This is a genomic window from Pseudomonas sp. CFBP 13711, from assembly GCF_014842265.1.
In the GTDB taxonomy this organism is placed as follows: Bacteria; Pseudomonadota; Gammaproteobacteria; order Pseudomonadales; family Pseudomonadaceae; genus Aquipseudomonas.
Window position 1 is genome coordinate 174309 of sequence record NZ_JACYVI010000008.1, and the last position, 17897, is coordinate 192205.

General features: G+C 54.0%; 10 protein-coding genes. 6 read left to right on the forward strand and 4 right to left on the reverse strand.

Annotation, left to right across the window (positions count from 1 at the left end; genetic code table 11):
- The first annotated feature begins 145 nt into the window (after positions 1-145).
- The 6 genes from IFT47_RS16585 to tnpC all read left to right on the forward strand — a co-directional run bounded on the left by IFT47_RS16585 (position 146) and on the right by tnpC (position 11628).
- The gene (locus IFT47_RS16585; protein WP_192173339.1) at positions 146-2221 is read left to right on the forward strand and encodes a hypothetical protein; all 2076 of its coding nucleotides are present in this window, start codon (positions 146-148) and stop codon (positions 2219-2221) included.
- Positions 2218-3771 (forward strand): hypothetical protein, encoded by a 1554-nt coding sequence (locus IFT47_RS16590; RefSeq protein ID WP_192173338.1) that lies wholly within the window; start codon positions 2218-2220, stop codon positions 3769-3771. Before IFT47_RS16585 ends, IFT47_RS16590 begins: the two co-directional genes overlap by 4 nt.
- Positions 3765-9176: an FtsK/SpoIIIE domain-containing protein gene (locus tag IFT47_RS16595; protein WP_192173337.1), complete on the forward strand. Its 5412-nt coding sequence runs from the start codon at positions 3765-3767 to the stop codon at positions 9174-9176. The genes IFT47_RS16590 and IFT47_RS16595 overlap by 7 nt, the downstream gene beginning before the upstream one ends.
- 199 nt (positions 9177-9375) lie before the next feature.
- A complete protein-coding gene (gene tnpA / locus IFT47_RS16600) occupies positions 9376-9708 on the forward strand; it encodes an IS66-like element accessory protein TnpA (RefSeq protein ID WP_197983943.1) in 333 nt (110 codons plus the stop codon).
- The gene (gene tnpB, locus IFT47_RS27650) at positions 9705-10040 is read left to right on the forward strand and encodes an IS66 family insertion sequence element accessory protein TnpB (RefSeq protein WP_192173336.1); all 336 of its coding nucleotides are present in this window, start codon (positions 9705-9707) and stop codon (positions 10038-10040) included. The genes tnpA and tnpB overlap by 4 nt, the downstream gene beginning before the upstream one ends.
- 61 nt (positions 10041-10101) lie before the next feature.
- A complete protein-coding gene (tnpC, locus tag IFT47_RS16610) occupies positions 10102-11628 on the forward strand; it encodes an IS66 family transposase (RefSeq protein WP_192173335.1) in 1527 nt (508 codons plus the stop codon).
- A 163-nt stretch (positions 11629-11791) separates the two neighbouring features.
- On the opposite strand, the gene IFT47_RS16615 is transcribed toward tnpC, so the two are convergent.
- The 4 genes from IFT47_RS16615 to IFT47_RS16630 form a co-directional block, all read right to left on the reverse strand.
- The gene (locus IFT47_RS16615; RefSeq protein ID WP_192173334.1) at positions 11792-12628 is read right to left on the reverse strand and encodes a hypothetical protein; all 837 of its coding nucleotides are present in this window, start codon (positions 12626-12628) and stop codon (positions 11792-11794) included.
- Between the two features lie 168 nt (positions 12629-12796).
- Positions 12797-13639: a phosphoadenosine phosphosulfate reductase domain-containing protein gene (locus tag IFT47_RS16620; protein WP_192173333.1), complete on the reverse strand. Its 843-nt coding sequence runs from the start codon at positions 13637-13639 to the stop codon at positions 12797-12799.
- Positions 13632-16994, reverse strand: coding sequence for an ATP-binding protein (locus IFT47_RS27655; protein ID WP_244655963.1), 3363 nt, complete (start codon positions 16992-16994; stop codon positions 13632-13634). Before IFT47_RS27655 ends, IFT47_RS16620 begins: the two co-directional genes overlap by 8 nt.
- A complete protein-coding gene (locus tag IFT47_RS16630; RefSeq protein ID WP_192173332.1) occupies positions 16954-17877 on the reverse strand; it encodes a DUF4007 family protein in 924 nt (307 codons plus the stop codon). Before IFT47_RS16630 ends, IFT47_RS27655 begins: the two co-directional genes overlap by 41 nt.
- Between the last annotated feature and the right edge of the window lie 20 nt (positions 17878-17897).

The following is a 17897-nucleotide window of genomic DNA, read 5'->3' on the forward strand; positions in this document are numbered from 1 at the left end:
GCGATATCGCAGGGATGGTCCTCAATGTGCGCTGCTACCGCAGACTTACAGTGCACCTACCCTCTGATCCCCGATAGATTATTCACAGTCGATGTTTGATTTGGATGGTGCCCTGTCAAGACAGGTGCCAGAGGGAGTTTGGTGCATGAATGAGTTGGTTGAGGCCTTGCTGGCCGCCGTTCCCTCCGATGGCTCCAGTATTGGGAACCAGTCGTTGCTAGAGCAACTCAGGATTCAGTTTCCACATCTGGGAGATGAGTTTTATTGGCAGACGCGTGACGCACTTATTGGGCAAGGGGTGCTGCAGGCCGGTAAAGGTCGTGGCGGCTCTGTGCGCCGTATTGACGTTGACGTTCCACCGGCAAGCGCTTGGGTTCAATTCCTGCGTAGCTATGGGCCGTCGTCGAGCAATCTGGCGATGTTCGACGAGTATGTGTCGAGGGCTTTGGCGCAGGCGGGAGTCAAGCCGATTACCCTTTCAACACCTCTATTGGAGGACATGGTGCGGCACATTGAATCGAAGGCATCAGGGTCTATCTTGATCGCGGGAACAGCGGGTGATGGTAAGACGTACCATTGCCGTGCCCTGTGGGAGCGGATTGGGGGGGATCCTAATGCTTGGGCCGTCAAAGGTAACGTGAAAGAGTTACGTATTGCAGATGGACGCTTGGCTGTCTTTATCAAGGATCTTTCTGAGCTAAATGGCGAGGAGAGTGATCTGCCATTGCTGCGACTGGAAAGATCGGTGCTAGATGGCGATGACTCCGAAGTAGTGATCCTTGCCGCAAACCATGGCCAAATTCTGGATCGTTTGCGTGATTTAGGCCGCCGCCAAGAGCGTGATCACCCACTTCGCAAGCCGCTTCAAGAACGGTTCTTGCAGGCTGGGCCAGCGCCTGAGCGACTTAGGGTCTTCGATCTCAGTCGCTCGACTAGCCGCAAAACGTTAAATGAGGTGGCTATGGCTGTGGCGGGCCATCCCGAGTGGGACAACTGCAAACGGTGCGCACTTCAAGCCGACGGTAAAGTTTGTCCCATCGACGAGAATCGCCGCAGGCTTCTGGGTGGGGCGGATGGCGGCCAGCTCTCTCGTCGCTTGGGCGATTTGGTTGAAATCGCCAGGCACAATGGGCTGCATCTACCTATACGCGACTTACTTGCGCTTTGTTCGAATATGGTCCTCGGTTGCTCCGATGCAAAGCAGGCAAAGGACAACCTGCTGACCTGTGCCGATGTCGTGAAGATCCAGGAAGGAGGCAATCTTGGAACGGCAAGTGTCTATGCCAACGCGTTCGGAGCTAATCTCCTTAAGCGAAGGACCTCTGACCGCCCCATCTTCAAAGCGATGTCCAGCTTTGGCGTGGGCGATGAGTCCACCAATGCCGCAGATGGGTTGCTGGTTTATGGGAAGGATGACTTGCGACTGCAAGCTGACTTCGGCCGCTTGGTCGCGAGCGACCCAATCTATGGGGCCACGACTGCCTTCCGCGCTGCCCAAGATGCCTATTTGGAAGGGTATGAGGGGGCCCGTTTGGAAGGAGGAGCGACCGAGTTCCTTTCGATGCTTGAAGACCAGCGACGCAGGCTTTTCTTCACGCTTCCGGATGGGGAGGGGGGTTATCCGCATTGGTCGATGACAGCATTCTGCTTTGCTGGTGACTACTTGGAAATCATCGAAGCGCTCAAGGCACTGAAGCCCGTAAGCGAGATAGTCCGCGGTCGTCTTGCTAAGGGCCTAAACCGAGTATTAACAGGCCTCCTTCTCGGAAACGAAGATCGCATCTTCATCGCTAGTTCGGGCGGGTTCACTCAAAGCAGAGTCAGCGTGCTTTGTGACTTCGAGACCTTATCCCGCAGGCAGGGCGGCGTAGGCATGGCGATCAAGCTTGTAGGGGATACGGGCCGCCCTCGGCTCGACGTTTCGCTCGCTGCGGGCCCGGGTAATTCGGTTGCTTTCGACTTGACCCCTATCCGTCATGAGTTTCTATCGCGTGTGGCTGAGGGGGCTTTGCCAGCGAGCTTCTCCAATGAGTGCCTCGAAGATCTGCTGGCTTTCAAGGCGAAGCTCTTGCGGAAGGCAGAGATCGTCAAAAAAGCCAGCCTAGCAGAAGATGATGATGAAGTAGGTGGTGAGAGCGCTATGCTGACACTCAACTTCATCGATATTGAGCCAGGTGGTCGCGGCTTTTCACGTCCTGTGACGGTGAGGGTCTCGGAATGAGTGGAATCAACAAGAGGCCTGAGATTAAAAGCGTCGACTTTTGCGTCGACGAGAACATTTGGGGGCATCGCCTTTATGACGAGCAGCTTCCTCACCTGACTGTTCTGGAGTTCTTGGGCGTACTTGGTTCGAACTTGGATCAGCCGCTTAGGCCTCACCAGGATCAGGGTGGCTCAGTTCTGTTCAAACCGCAGCGGCAAGTCCGTTTGCGTGGGCTGCTCTTCAACAACCCATACGTCGAATCAATTGCGGAGAGCGCCGCTTCTGATGAAGAGAAGTGGAAGCAGTGGTTTGAGCGCTTTAAACAGGGAGCCACAGGTAATGGTGATAAAGACATGACCTATCTGCGGCGCTCATTCACTAGCTTTGATGACTTCGCAAAGGCTATCGAACTGCTGCGCTCCTCGTCATTCGAGTCTCGAAGTAACAAGCGCTGGAGTTCCAAGTTCGTCTTTCCTTTTGGTCCCGACGCTCTCTATGAGGACTTGGCGATCAATGCAAAAGGAAATATGAGCAACGATCGTCGCTTCTTTGCTCGTACGGGCGAGCTGCTCTACCTCATGCTCACACGGGCTAAGCGTGGAGCGGAGCTCGGTGACAGCCTCGTGAAGCGCCTATTCGATAACGAAGCAACGATGAATCGTTTGGTTAGGGCTCTGCAAGGTGCGCCACAGGGTGTCGAAGAGCCCCGGCTGTCGGGTTATCTACCCCAAATCTCCAATGATCGTTTCGATCAGATCTGCGACGACTGGTTGTCGATCTTGGACAGGGATATGCCGATCTATGATGCCTTGGAGCATTTGATCGCGATCACTGGCCTGAACATGCTGCTCTATTTCTTGGAGCGAGCTAAGCGGGTTGCAGGTGATGACGATCCGGTCGAGATTATCTGCGAAATCGTATCCAAAGAGCGTACGAAAGTGCGAGCGCTTTCCGGCGATAGCTATCAATTCAATCAAGGGCTGTCAGCAAAGGCAGTGCGGGCTCATGTTGAGTCGATCCGTTTGAATGTTGAATGGGCTGCAGCTGAATCTGCAGAGTTCCCGGATGCTGAGCGTGTAAAACTCATGCGTGACCGCTTCCAGTGGCCGCCGACTGATGGTGGCGACGACGAGGACTCCGCTGATAAGAGTCCCGATGAGTTGGTTACCAAACTGGCTGAGAATGCTTTGGCACGCCATCAGCAGCATGTCGGCAAGATTCATGCGTCATGGTCGCGTGCCATCGGGCTCAGCTCACGCAGATTATCTAGACGTACCCGCTATGCGCCGAACGATAGGTTACTCAAGTCGATTGTGGTTTCCATCGTGGAAGACAGGATGCAGTTCGATGAGTTTCTCGCAGAAGCCAAGTGCCGATATGGCCTGGTAATTGGTGACGCAGAGGGTGCGCGCCTAGTCGGCGCCAAGTTAGTTGACCAAGAAGAACTCAGCGAGAACCGAAACAATCTTGAGGCCCGTCTCGTCAGTTTGGGCTTGGTTCGTAGGCTTTCCGACTCCTGCTCATTTGTAGAAAACCCGTTTGCATTTCAGGGAGATGCCGCATGCTGACTGATCGCATTATTGGGCGTGTCGGCGCGAATATTATCGCCCAGCGCATATCTAATCCTGGCCAGTCTGGTGATTTGGCAGCGCTCTTCAGGTTAGACAAGCTTTCGTCCAACCAGATCGCGGCAGTCGCACGAGCTATCCTTGCCAATCCGGATCTGCTTGCCCGCGTAGATCTCATGATTCCTGAGACTTTGGTAGAAGGCCAAGGCCTACCGCCTGACATTCTGATTCCACATAACGCTGGCTATGTGCGCAATAACGCTTTGACCGCCAAGGCGGCGATCCTTACTGCCAATGGCAACGAGCACAACCTCGCGGACACATTGGGTCACGTCATGGCCATAGGCGCCAAGGAGATGCGGGCTGACCCTGATCCGTGGGTTGATGCCACGCTTCACTCGGGCGGCATTTCACCAGTCCCTGACGACCGGTTAGTATTCTATTCAGCCCTAGCCGGGTTGTTAGCATCCTCGGAACTTTCGTTAGTGCAGCTTGGCGAGTTTTGTTCTGCAATTGTCGAGGCTATCGCCACGCGCGGGCTGCCCATCCGTGATGCGGTTGGTTACGCTTTACCATGCGCGGGACTCCCTAGAGACAGCGCCTTCTTCTCGAATGCCAAAACTTTCTCAGCGTTGCGTAAACCATGGCACAAAGCTTTCGCTAAGCTCTTTGCTCAGCGTGCACCGCTACTCAAAAAACTGCGCCAGAATGGCCAGCCTCTTGACTCTGAGGAGATCACTGAGCGGGTCGAGGCTAATGCTGCAGAAATTTCAGACGGCGCCCGCCAAGCTCTTGATGCCTTCGCAGCAGCGCCTGCTGGAGATCAAGAGGCATCAGATGCCCTCGCCCAATTCGAGTGGGAAAGCGATGGCGTATATCTTGCCTTTGACAAACCAAAAGAAAAGCAACTTGGCTTAGTGGAGTCCACGATCCGTTTCTTCGATCATGAGTGTGACCAGGAGGACTCACTCGATACGGAGGGCCGCAAGCTATTGGAGGACCTGAAGGGGCGTGAGCGTCGCTCTGACTTCACGGAGGAGGACGAAGAATTTTTCGTTAAGCAGCGAAGGCTATTGGAGCAAGACAGCAAACTTTGCTCGCGCTGGGAAAAAGCTCTCTATGGCAAGCCCATTGACTGCAATGATTTCTTCGAAGGGTTCGCTCGGGTGGTTAACAGCCTCCATGCCGGCCTGCGTGATTCGGAAGGAGAGCGGATCCTACGGTTCACGGTGACCAAAGGTCGTAAGGAGTGGCGCGAGCGATTTAACTACGACGCCGGCAGCTACTTCTCGGCTATGTATCGCGGCTTAAAGGAGCTCATGGGCTCCAAGGTAGAATGGAAGGTCGAGCGGTTGGGCAATGCAAACTTACCCGATCCCCTCTTCGACTATGAGGCCTTCTTCGCTAAGGAGAAGGAGCTTCGCAATGATAAGAAGAGCAAGGTTCGTCCGAACCCGTCGCTATCGCGCTTAGCCTTGCAGATCAAATTTGATGTTGCCTTGATCCAAATCGCTAGAGACAAAGAGACAGTGCTAGCTAAGACGCAGCTCCTCTGGAGCTACAAACCCACGTCGATTGGTCTGACGATGGTCGCTGACATGGGGCGTCTCTTGGAGAAGGGTGCGGTAGGTTGTACCGAAGTTCCCCGCAAGTTAGTGAGCAAGAAGGGTGGAGTACAAAATGTCTCATTGCTCGACACCGGGACGTTGGAGGCGACTTACTCGACCGATGCGGGATCGCTGGTTTCTTCGGCTAGCAAGCTCCAAAGCTTGCGCCATGTGATTAAGACCCGGATCAAAGAGCTAGCCGAGCAGGGTAGGCTGACGGCCCATCAGCAGAACGAGGTAAAGCTATCTTGGGATAAGTTCGAGGAGGATTACATCAAGGCGATGGAGGACTTCGTTACGACTGGGCTACATGGCGATGCCGTTATGCGTCAAGCGGAGTCTTACGCCGAACTTTTGAACACCCTGATGGTAAATGCTCGTGGTGACGTGTGTCGCTCGCGACTGGTCGCTGAAATACTATCGGTCGGAACGGTACGTGTTGCCGGCGAAAACCCTGCAGTGATCATCCCGCCTTGGCATCCAGAAAGAATGAAGGCTCTTGCGGTAAAAACGCGACGCGTTGCCGGTTTCGCTACCCACTTACTTTCCAGCACTAACATTCTCTATGGCGACCGCGAGATTTTTATGCGGGAACTTGCCGACGAGATTGCTCACCCGTTCTATCCAGAGATTGCAGTTCTCAATCGGGGCGGCGCTTTGGCGCTTGTCTCTGAGAGCAGCACGGTTAACGGTTATAGCCTTTTGGAATCACCGACGCGTGGCGCTGAGGAAGCCATGACCGATGTCGACCCTACGGCTGCAGCTAAACAGGCGCGCGAGCTTTTGGAGCGTTATGTTGGGCTGCAGCCTCATGAGGCAAACAACCTTAGTGTCGTGCTTTATAATGCTGATGCAGCTGAGCTTCCGCTGGCCACAGTGCGCGAGCTTTCCTCGATACAAGAGGATGGCAAGCTCCAATGCAGCGTTTCGGTACGCCACTCAGATCCAGGAAAGCTACGACGAGTCTATGGTGAGCTGGTCAACAAGGCTGGTGACGATCCTGATCTGCCAGTAGTCAGCGAGACGAGCGACAACTTCATCTCGAAGCTACGTATTTCTGTGATGCCCCTCTCGGCGACTCCAAGAGAGAGTGCGCTAGGTTTCAAGGCTTTCGATGTGGCTTTCCTGCATGACGTGGTCGCCCGAGAGGCCCAAACAGAATGGCTCCCAGTACAGTGGACCAACGACCGGCCGAACTTGGATCATGCCCCTTCGCGCTGGTCTTATCGAAGCATGTCAGGTGAAAACGAGCTGAAGTCGACCACGTTCCTAGTTTGCCCATGGCAAACGGCATCAGGCTGGGCGTACGTATCGGCTGTAGCCGCGGTTTGCCGGCAGACGGACGCTATGCCAGGTGAGCGATTCCTACCTGCACGCCGCATTTCCTTACAAAGCCCAGCTCTGGCTGCAATAATTAAGGACGCTCACGAGCTGGCTGAATGGGTAGCCACCTACGACGAGCTTCTCGATAAGCGCCAGCTTCAGCATAACAACATCACGGTGGTGCGCTACCGGAGGGGCTCTACCAATGGCCGCAATATGATTGTCAGCTCCACCTCGGAGCTTCGGTTGTTGAGCGTGTTGGTTCGTAGACGCTTGGATGAATTGAATCTTCAGCTTGGATCTGATGAGATCCAAGTCGCTGTCGACAAGGCTAAGCGCGACGCACTTTCAATATCCGGAGATATCGTACTGCGTGCAGCAAAGCGGGGTGTATCTGCCGGAGAGATGCTGGGCCTTGTGCTAAGTCGTTACTTGCTCGCCGAGGAGTTCCAGGCCTCAGCGAATGGTAGGCAGATATTGACCGCCTATTTCTTGCTCGACGATTACGCGAGTTGGCTATCTCAACCGGAAAGCCGCATCGCGGATATTTTGGCACTCAACGTTGAGGAGCACGAGGAAACTGTCCGCGTCGTCATTTCGGTTGTTGAGGCGAAATATGTTGGAGCCGATGGGGTGGCTCAAGCGCAGCGAGGCTCCAAGGATCAGCTGCTAGCAACATTAGGTATGTTCCGTGAGGCGCTCTTCGGTGATCCTGGTCGTCTTGATAGGGATATTTGGTTGGCCCGTTTGGCCGATATGCTTATAGATGCTGACATCCCGCCCGGTATGACGGGTTTGATGGAGCGTGCTCGCGCCAAGTTACGAGAGGGCGATGTAGAGATTTCCCTGCGCGGGTACTCGCACGTTTATGTTCACACTTCGGACGCAGGGTCTGCCTCGGCATCTGAGCAGAAGCTTCTTGATGAGTCAGAGGGAGTGATGGCTTGGCAGGAGGTTTTCGATCGGCCGGATTTGCGAAAACTCGCCGAAGCTTATGCTAAAGGCTCCGGAGGTCACGAGATTCGATCAGGGATTGGCGCACAGCAGCCTTGGGAGGGGCACTGTTTTAAATTGCCCGCCCCGCGAGTGCCATGGTTGGCCGCAATAGGTCAGCTATCAAGTGGGCCGATCGATACTTTTGCTGAAGAGGCCGCCTCGTTAGGCGAAGATGACGAAATGACTGCGCCGAGTTGCCCAGTGGTTGCGCCTCCAGTACTGACAGAAGAGCCGGTTCTTGCATCCGAAGCTATTGCAGATTCAACTTCAGATCAGCTTTCAGTTACTAAATCCAGCTTCGGAGGCGGCCTCTCTGATCTGGTCGCGTCAAAGTTCTCCGGTAGTGCGCAAGCCGATGTCGAACGGGAGGAATGGGCTCAAGAGGTCACAAAGAAGCTTAAATCTGCGCTCAATAGCTACGGTCTTCAAGCGGCTATTCTAGGCACTCGATTGACTCCAAACGGCTGTCTCGTCCGTCTGGCAGGGTCAGATCGCTTGCGTGTCGAGGACATCGAAAACAAACGAACACAACTCCTCACGACTCACGCCATCAACCTCGTAACCGTCCAACCTAAACCAGGCGAGATCGTGGTTACGGTCGCTGGTGCAAAGAGGCAGGCTGTATCGCTTTGGGAGCTTTGGTCGCGCAGAGAGCTCAATAGAAATGTTGCGGGTATCAACACCTCATTCCTTCTGGGGCTCCAGGAGATTAATGGCGCGTTGCTATATCTGAATCTGGGTGCAGAGTTTGGTGGGCTTTCATCGCATGAACCTCACTCATTGGTGGCTGGCGGTACGGGTAGTGGCAAATCGGTGCTCATCCAGGCTCTTATTTTAGACATCGCTGCGACCAATCCTAAGGAGCTGGCCCAAGTCATCTTGATCGATCCTAAGATGGGGGTGGACTACGCCCCATTGGCCGATCTACCGCATATGCGGGAGGAAATCGTGACCACCAAGGAAAAAGCCGCTGAGGTTCTCGACGCTTTAGTTGAAGAGATGGAGGGCCGCTACCGTGCATTTGCCAAAGCCAGAGCTCGTGATTTACCGACCTATAATTCGAAAGTATCGACCGAAGAGCGGTTGCCGATGGTCTTTCTGGTCCACGACGAATTTGCTGACTGGATGCTTGATGATGCTTATAAGTCAGCAGTCGGTACCGCAGTTCAGCGACTGGGTGTAAAGGCGCGTGCGGCGGGAATTCACCTAATTTTCGCCGCGCAGCGCCCAGACAAAGACGTGATGCCGATGCAGCTTAGAGAAAACTTGGGTAATCGTTTGATCCTGAAAGTCTCCAGCGAAGCCACTTCGAAGATCGCTCTCGATAGACCCGGCGCGGAACTCCTGCTAGGTAGGGGGCATCTTGCAGCAAAGCTCAATGGCGAGCAGGGACTGGTATTCGCCCAAGCCCCATTCCTTTCCGACCAAGATATCGAGGCTGCAGTAGCCGCTATTTGTTTGGAAAACTCAAATAATTAATTCAGGGGGATATTCGTGGCTCAGCCATTCAAACACGATGCAGCAAGCCTGCTCGACCTTTTTTCCCAAAGCTGGTGCGGCTTTTACGTCCCCTACGTAAGCGTCCGGCCAAGTCATCTACCCAGCCCCGCAAAGCCAAGACATGGTGTGCACTTAAATTTAAGTGGGCACCAGTTCTAGCCTTTTAAGCGGGTATTTCATGCAGCCAACACGCCGTTCCTACTCCAAGTCCTTCAAAGCCCAAGTCATTCAAGAGTGTGCCCAGCCCGGTGCTTCGATTGCCAGCGTCGCACTCAGCCATAACCTCAATGCAAATCTCGTCCACAAATGGATTCGGCTGCAAGCGCAGAAAAGCACAGCGCTGCAACCTGCCTTTATTCCGTTGCCCGTGTCGCTGGCTGGGGCGAAATCCCACCTGTCATCATCGAACATCTGCGTTGAAATACAGCACCCGCGAGGCACCGTCAAAGTGAACTGGCCCACTGAAAATGCTGCTGCCTGCGCGACCTTTCTTCGAGACCTTTTGCGATGATTCGCATCGACGCCATCTGGCTCGCCACCGAGCCGATGGACATGCGCGCCGGTACCGAGACGGCATTGGCCAAGGTGATCGCGGTGTTCGGTGCGGCGCAGCCGCACTGTGCTTATCTGTTCGCCAACCGCCGCGCCAATCGCATGAAAGTGCTGGTACATGACGGCTTCGGGATATGGTTGGCGGCGCGCCGGTTAAACCAAGGCAAGTTCCACTGGCCTTGCATTCGCCATGGTTCTGAAATGGAACTGGATCCCGAGCAACTTCAGGCATTGGTGCTGGGTCTGCCATGGCAGCGCGCAGGTTCTAGAGGCTCGATCACACTGCTTTAACGGCTGCCATTAGCCTATCGGTTTATCGCCGCGAAGCGCCTGCTCTGGCAAAATCCGGCGCATGACTTCTTCTCCCAATCTCGACCAAATGTCCCCCGACCAACTGCGTGCTTTGGCAGCGCAGTTGCTGTCGCAAGTCGACACGATGGGCAAGAAAATCACCCGTGATCAAACAGTCATCGAGAAACTGACCTTCGAGATCGCCCAGCTCAAGCGTTTGAAGTTTGCCAAACGCAGCGAGCACATGAATCCCGAGCAAGCCAGTTTGCTCGATGACCTGATCGATACCGATATCGCAGCGATTGAAGCAGAGCTTCAGGCCTTGCAAACAATGCCAGCGGCGACCGAGAAAAAGCAGAAGCCCAAGCGCACTGCATTACCGGCTGAGTTTCCACGCACGCTGATCCATCACGAACCTGACAACACTCACTGTTCATGTGGCTGTGCCCTCAAGCGCATCGGCGAGGACGTCAGCGAGAAGCTGGACTACACGCCAGGCGTATTTACCGTTGAACGCCATGTACGTGGCAAATGGGTTTGCGACGACTGCGAAACGCTGATCCAGGCTCCGGTTCCGGCACAGATTATTGATAAGGGCATCCCAACCGCCGGCCTGCTGGCCCACGTCATGATCGCCAAGTTTGCTGACCATCTGCCGCTTTATCGTCAGGAATCGATCTTTGGTCGAGCGGGCTTGGCGATTCCACGCTCAACCCTGGCTCAATGGCTGGGTGTGACTGGTGTTCAGTTGCAGCCGCTGGTCGATGCGCTGCGCGACGTGGTGTTCGGGCAGCAGGTTATTCATGCTGATGAAACTCCAGTACAGATGCTCATGCCAGGAACGAAGAAGACTCACCGTTCCTACGTGTGGGCCTACGCCACCAGCCAGTTTTCGGACGTGGCAGCGGTGGTTTATGACTTCAGCCCCAGCCGCGCCGGAGAGCATGCTCGCAACTTCCTGCAAGACTGGAGGGGCAAGCTGGTCTGCGATGATTTTGGCGGTTACAAAGCCAGCTTCGAACTTGGCGTGACCGAGATTGGCTGCATGGCCCATGCACGGCGCAAATTCTTCGAACTGCACGCTACGAATAAAAGCACGCTTGCAGAGCAAGCCCTGCGTTATATCCAGTTGCTGTACGAAATCGAAAGTGAAGTCCGCGACCTGGAACCGGATTTACGGCGTCGAATACGGCAAGAAAAGGCCGTCCCTATAATGAACATGCTGCACGCCTGGATGAGCGCCCAGCGCGATCTTGTGCCCGAAGGCTCAGCCATCAGCAAAGCACTCGATTACAGCTTGAAACGCTGGGCAGCGCTGTCGCGCTACCTCGATGACGGGGCTGTACCCATAGACAACAACTGGGCGGAAAACCAGATACGACCATGGGCTCTTGGGCGTAAGAACTGGCTCTTTGCAGGATCGTTACGCAGCGGCAAACGAGCGGCAGCGATCATGAGTTTGATCCAGTCTGCGCGCCTGAATGGCCATGATCCGTATGCATATCTGAAGGATGTTCTTACGCGGCTGCCGACGCAGCGGGCGAGTGAAATCGATCAGTTGCTGCCGCATAAGTGGCGACCGATTTAATCACGCAAGGCGTGATGCCCGGACGCTTACTCCCCTACTACCAGCGCAACTATTCGTTGGACGGAGAGGCCGCCGCCAAGTTAATCGAGGACTAATGCCTGGTTGCGGCAATTGGAAGAGGTTGAGCGTGATCGTGGTCGGATAAGTCGCGCTAAGTCTGATTTTAATCAGGCCGATATAAGACAATACCGATGTCGTCATCTTCCTCTTCCTCGTCGTAAACATAAGGGTCCTGGTGAAGGGCGAAATCGCTTTTCAGATGTAGATCCAAAATATATTCTAGAGTGCACTGTTCTAGAAAACGATCGAATGCTTTGCTGTGGGCATTCCGGATGGAGTTGTAGTCGCAGGACTCAAATCCTGTGCTGAACCACCTGAGTATAATCTGTATATAGAGAGCCGATACTCGACACGCATGCCTGAGCATAAGCACTAGTTCTTCGCTGTCCTCATAACCCCCGTAGTCCTGAGGGGGGCCAAGGGGAAAGGTGCCATGCGCGACATGGTTTCGAAGGTTGCGCACGAGTTGGAGTGCGTAAGTCGGGAGATTTTCCGCACCTGCATCGATTCCGCTTACAGTGCCGCTGTGCTCCGCTTTGTATTGATTGAAGAGCTTGATAAAGTTTTCGCAATGGTGCTCGAAGTTCCGAGGGACCGCTGCGGCGCCGATTCTTCCAACCAGATCATCCAGCAGCACCACCGCCCGCAAGCTGCTTGTTTTCTTGAGCCGGCCTTTGGCTATACCCTTAAGGGCTGCCATTGGGCTATAGAGGTAGTCAATGAAGCGATAAGCCTCTTCCAGTGCATTGCAAACAAAGATAAAGCGCGTGAGTGCTGTAGCGTGCTTCGTATAGTGCTTCGAATGGTCGTCGATGTTATCTGCCCAAGTTCCACAGTAAATGGCGGCATCGGGAGATTCAAACTTCCATGTATTGACTTCAACGTTTTCTAGTTGTGCGGCTAGCTGGAGCCAATCTCCGATCGTCGTTGTCTGAATCATCGCTGTGCCGTGTTCACTTGTGTAAGTGGACCTATTCCCTAGGTAGTTGGCCGCGAGTCCTAGTTCAATTAGCTGCTCGGATAGTGCTCGAACCTCGGAGCAGATTGAGCAGGGCTGCGGAGCATTGAGGGTAGGATCATCTGCGCTCATATCGCTGTTCTCCAAGCATTACTTGTGGCAGATGAGACACGAGCTATTACCTTCGTCCGCCCCGTAAACGTCATCGATATCTTCAGGGCAGGCTTTCACTGGGCGTAGTGGGTTTACGGGGAGATTTTTGCGAAGGCGCGCGCGGCGGACTTCATATTCAGCTTTTATCTCGATAATCCGAGCGGGCTTCTCTAGATCCCAAAGTGACTCCCCCTTAGACCAGGTAAACGGAGAACCATGCTCCAATGCATCTTTTTCTAGTTCCTTTGCCTTTTCGTAATCCTCGGGGTGGCGCTCTTTGAGGCGAACCCATTCGATCTTCTGTTGGAAGAAGCAAAATGTGCACCCACTGCGAGAGCGCCATTCGTAGTACTTTGGATAACCCAATCCAGAGGACTCGAGAATATCGACGACACTAGCTTTATCAACGCCGGCCTCACGAAAGGGAAATTTCACAAGCATGTTTTCGGCTTTTGCTGAGTAACCCTCGCGGTACTCTTCATCAGCCCGAATCGCTACATAGGAGAAAACTTTATCTCCTGCGACCAGCCATGGTTTGACCCACTGTTCGAACGGTGCCAGTTTGAGTTGACGCGTACACCAGCGAGTCTGTGCGCTGGGAAGAAAATGATTGTATTCTCGCAGCCAAAAGCGGAAGTCCCGACGAGGATTGAGTCGCTCAATGGGCTTGCCTAGATAGCCTTCGAGTCGTCCCAGGAACTCATAGACCTCGGGAAGCTCCTCGCCTGTATCCGTAAAAAAGTAGTCGATATTCAGCTCGGGATGGTGGTCACGCATCCACACTGCCAAAGCAGCGCTATCTTTTCCTCCAGATAAGCCCAGTACGTGTCGCTCAGCCATCCATCTGTTCCTTTTCGATAACCAGATTCATTCCGACTTTGGCCAAGATGGCAAGTAAGATGTCAGTATCAAGACCTTGATCCTGCAGCATTTTGGCGACTTCATTCGCCTTTTCTTCTACTGTTTTACGATGACGCTCTGAAATCGAAAATGATCTAGAAATCGTCGTTGTTTCCGCTCCTGCGCCAATGACAACTGCAATTGCTTCACTTTGTGCTGGACGATTTTTGACAGCGACGAAGGCCTCCGCCTCACGGAAGCGTCTTGCAAACTGGACAAGTTCGAGCACCGCAGCATCGATATGGCGATCAACCCAATCGCGCGGCGGCTTATCCGCAGCTAAGCTCAGAATACCTTCCAAGACGGAACGGCTGCCATCGTAAGACGTTAGTCTTGTGGAGAATGCATCGAGCCTGAAGTTTCCTGAAACGCCTGCTACAGCTCGCGCTCTTTCACGGAGTGATTCCAAGTTGTCGAAAGGCGCATCGAGCGCTTCAAGCATCTTGGCTTCTACTTCGGAGAGCATCTTCGCATAAGCTGTTGCGATTTCTTTCAGGGGGGCGCGTAGAGCATTGACGTAGGCTTTGCCATCCGCTACTTCCAACAGCGTTGGTAAGTCGACGAACAGTACTTTGTGTGGGTCGCTCGCCTTGAGCAGCATGTCACGTATTGCTTTCGCAGTTTCACCCAGCCGCTGCGTGCGCCGAGACCACTCCGGCAAATTAAAAATTAACGCCACAAGGCTACGTGCCGCCTCTAGAGGATCAGAAGCACCTCCTATTTCGCCAACTTCCTCAAGGAGATGGGAGATGCCATCTAGTATTCGGCTCTTATCCTCATCAATTGCGATCCAGCGGAGCGTAAAGCGTGTCGGATCTTGGAGGCATTCGTCGATGTCAGCATCGCTGAGCCGAGAGATGAACATCCCTTCCTTGTATACGGCGATGTTGGTTTTGTGCACCAACAAGAATGCTGTCAGAAAAACTGGCTGTATGCCCCGCTTCAAGCCGTACGGCGGTAGGCTCCAATGGTCATAGATGGTGCTAACGCTTACGCGGGCACCGGTATCGGCAAAGAGTTGTTGGGTAAACGTCCAGAACTCTGAAAAGCCTTTGGGAGAGGCTTCGCATGGCTCGCAGAAGTGCCATGCCTCTCCCTCTTCACGGTATAAGTGTGATGCTACGAGCAAAGTTTCGAAAAGGCCGCGCTCGGCAGGGAAGCCCTCAATGCCTAACCGCTCTTGGCCTTCGGCGTTGATCATCGCGTGTAGCAGATCACGGCGGGCTTTGACGCTATTACTCGACACACTATCGCGATTAACTAGCTCACTCCACACTCGTGGACAATGCTCATAGAGGTCATCGGCGAGGTCTGAAGCTATAGGTGATAGTTTCGCACCAAGTTCAATAACCTGGTCACTACCGTCATGCCATTTACACAGTGAAACAGCAGCTTGAAGTTGGTCCTCAAGGTCGGACCGCGTAGCGGCCAAGCGCGCGAATACTTCGCGGCGGGCGACTGGGTCTCCTCCGAGCTCGTGGCGTTCCTTTACCTGCTCTAATGCAACCAATTCGGTCGACAGTTCCGCAATTCGGGCATAATTATCTGGGATGCCCACTAGCATTGGCCAAGGTTCTTCGTAAGCGCAGGCCTGCGCTCGCTTTCGAGCCTCACGAAGAGGCATATCTCTGCTGGGAAGAGCAAGGATGAACTGGCCGAACTCTCCCCGTTGGGGTTCGTAAGTACTTGTGATCTTTTCCGCTTGCTCAATGCTTCGCAGAGAGATTTCCATCCAGCGCATTGATCCCGTTTCGTGGTAGTGCCGCTTGGCGACTACTGGATGCATCCCCATAAGCTGGGATAGTTTGGCATAGTCAATGCCTGGTGATGAGGCTACAGCTTGGGCGATAGCTGCATCGATATCAAAGTCGCTACCTTCAAAAACTGACCAAGCTCCGGTATAGCTCTTGTACAGTGCCACTTTGAGCGAGGCCAGTTTCTTCAGTGCAGCCTCTATCTGATCCTGTGGCACGCTGTGAAAAAGGGTCGACAAGACTGGTAAATCGGCGGAAAGCCCTGAGCCGGTGCGGAACAGGTCTATGACGGCGATGTTTTTAATCAGGGCCACCTGCAGCGAGTCACCAGATTTGGCCTCAGCGCGCTCCACGGCTTCGACAGCCTGGGACCAGCGGTGCCCATCTGCAGAGGCTAGGATAGCGGGCTCTAGGTTCGCACGCAGATATTCCCAATAGTCGCTAGGGCGATACCAGGTCGATTGGCTCAGCGGAGTCGATTGTAGGTAGGCGCGAAACCCATGCGGCTCGATTGAAGATAGGAAACCAAAGGTGCTGCGTTCATTTTGACCGAACTGTCGCTTTGATATTGGGCCTAACAATGCAGCCATGGTTGGATGCAGCGGCCAGCAGCGTTCCAAAGCAACAGCGAAATCGTTGCCGACTGCTGGGCGACGTGACCTGACGGCATCGGCAACAGAATCAGAGGCTCCCCGTATCCATTCGGGGCGCCCATTTGCATCAATTGCACGGCCGATAAGCTCGACAACCTCATCGCTTGCAGCCACGAAAGGGAGGTCCAAGTAACGGCCTTGAATCTTGCTCCAGTCGTCACGAGTGTCGATGCCAAGACGGTTGGCGTACTGCGCGAAAGACTGATGCAGGACTCCAATCACAACAAGTCTACCTTCAGCACGAGCAGATGCTTCCGCGAGCTCTTGGAAGAAGTAGACATCGTCGCCCACGCCTAAGGCTGAGGCTTCAAGGAACTTGCCCATCTCATCAATGAACACCAAGACGCCATCGTTCGGGCGGTTTTTGGCTTCGGCGATCAGTTCATTGATGACGCCCTGTGCATTGGGTTTGTTGCGACCATCAAAACTTTTGCCTAGAGCCTTGCGAAGGGACAGGTCCAATTCCTTGACGACACTTCCACGCCGGCCAACCACTGGGATGACTAGCCACCCATTCTGAACTGGAAAAGCGCTATCAAAGTTTGGTTTCGAGTCCAGGTCGAGTGTGGCTCGAGCTTTCGTGCGAATGTTCTTATCAGTATGAAGGGCGCTCGCCAACGCTACTGCCAGAGATGATTTGCCTCCACCGAAGGGACCTGTCCAAGTAAAGCTGCGCTGATTGGTTGCGGCAAGCTGCCTACTCACGCCATCTATCACGGTCGCTGCGGTCGTATGGAAGATATACCCGTCGAGTGCGTCGGATCGGCCGATGTCTGCATCAATACGGATTGAGCGTTGGTATTGGTGCGAAATCTGGACGATGTCTGCGAGCATTGCCTCTCTTGCCTCAGTCATATGAGCGCCTAACCATTTCTTGTCGATCTTCATCAGAGAGGTTTTTTTTGTGGACCTGGCGAAGCCCAGCAGAGTCGGACCACGCCAACCGACCGCCGGTCAGATCTGCCAAAGAGATCAAACGCTGTGCTATCGATTCTTCATCGAGTTTAAAGACTCGACCTGGGGAACCTTCTGCGTACGCGATGGTTTCGAAAGCTAGCGAACTTTGGTTGTCCGCAGTTCTGCGCCAAAAATCCATGAGTGCATAAGTGAAGACGCCATCATGAAGTGCAGCCTTGGGACCACGTCGGAATGCATATTGGCCTTTGTGTACTTCTTGCAGGAGCCCCAACTCCCCGAGTAAAGGCTCGGCAAAGTCCTCAGGTGAGCCGGTTGCTGCGCGTGGCGCGTAACTACGCAGACATGTCTCCAAATCACGCGAAATAGTTGCGGTGGAAAGTCGGTGCTTGGGATCTAGGCTTCGGGCATACAGGGCCAAAGGTTCTTCGAGCTCTTGGCGTGTAAAAGTCGGCGCTGTCACGTGGTTGAAAAGCCAATACCATGTGGTCGATCGGTGGTGCCTCCCGGCGAGGCGCCAATGTACAAGCCATGCCGTAGACGGGTTTTCCGCATAGGGGTCAAGACCTCCATTTTGCAGTATCTCCATTGCCAAGCTGTTTACGCGGAACGCATCTCCCTCTTCGGCCATGATTCCGCATGACAATGCCCAATGCCGAATTGATGAGACCATGTTTTTACCAACGCCGAAGGCTGCGATTGCAGACTCATCGGTGAACGTTGATTTGGGAATCAACCCGTCATTGCTCGCTTGATCGAACGCTTTCTTAAGCCACATTTGGCGAAGAGGAAACGTCTCATGTCCGGAGAGCTGAACGGATGCTATTCGGCTTGGTTTGGGGTTTGTATTTTTCATGGAATCAAGCTTACCGCGAA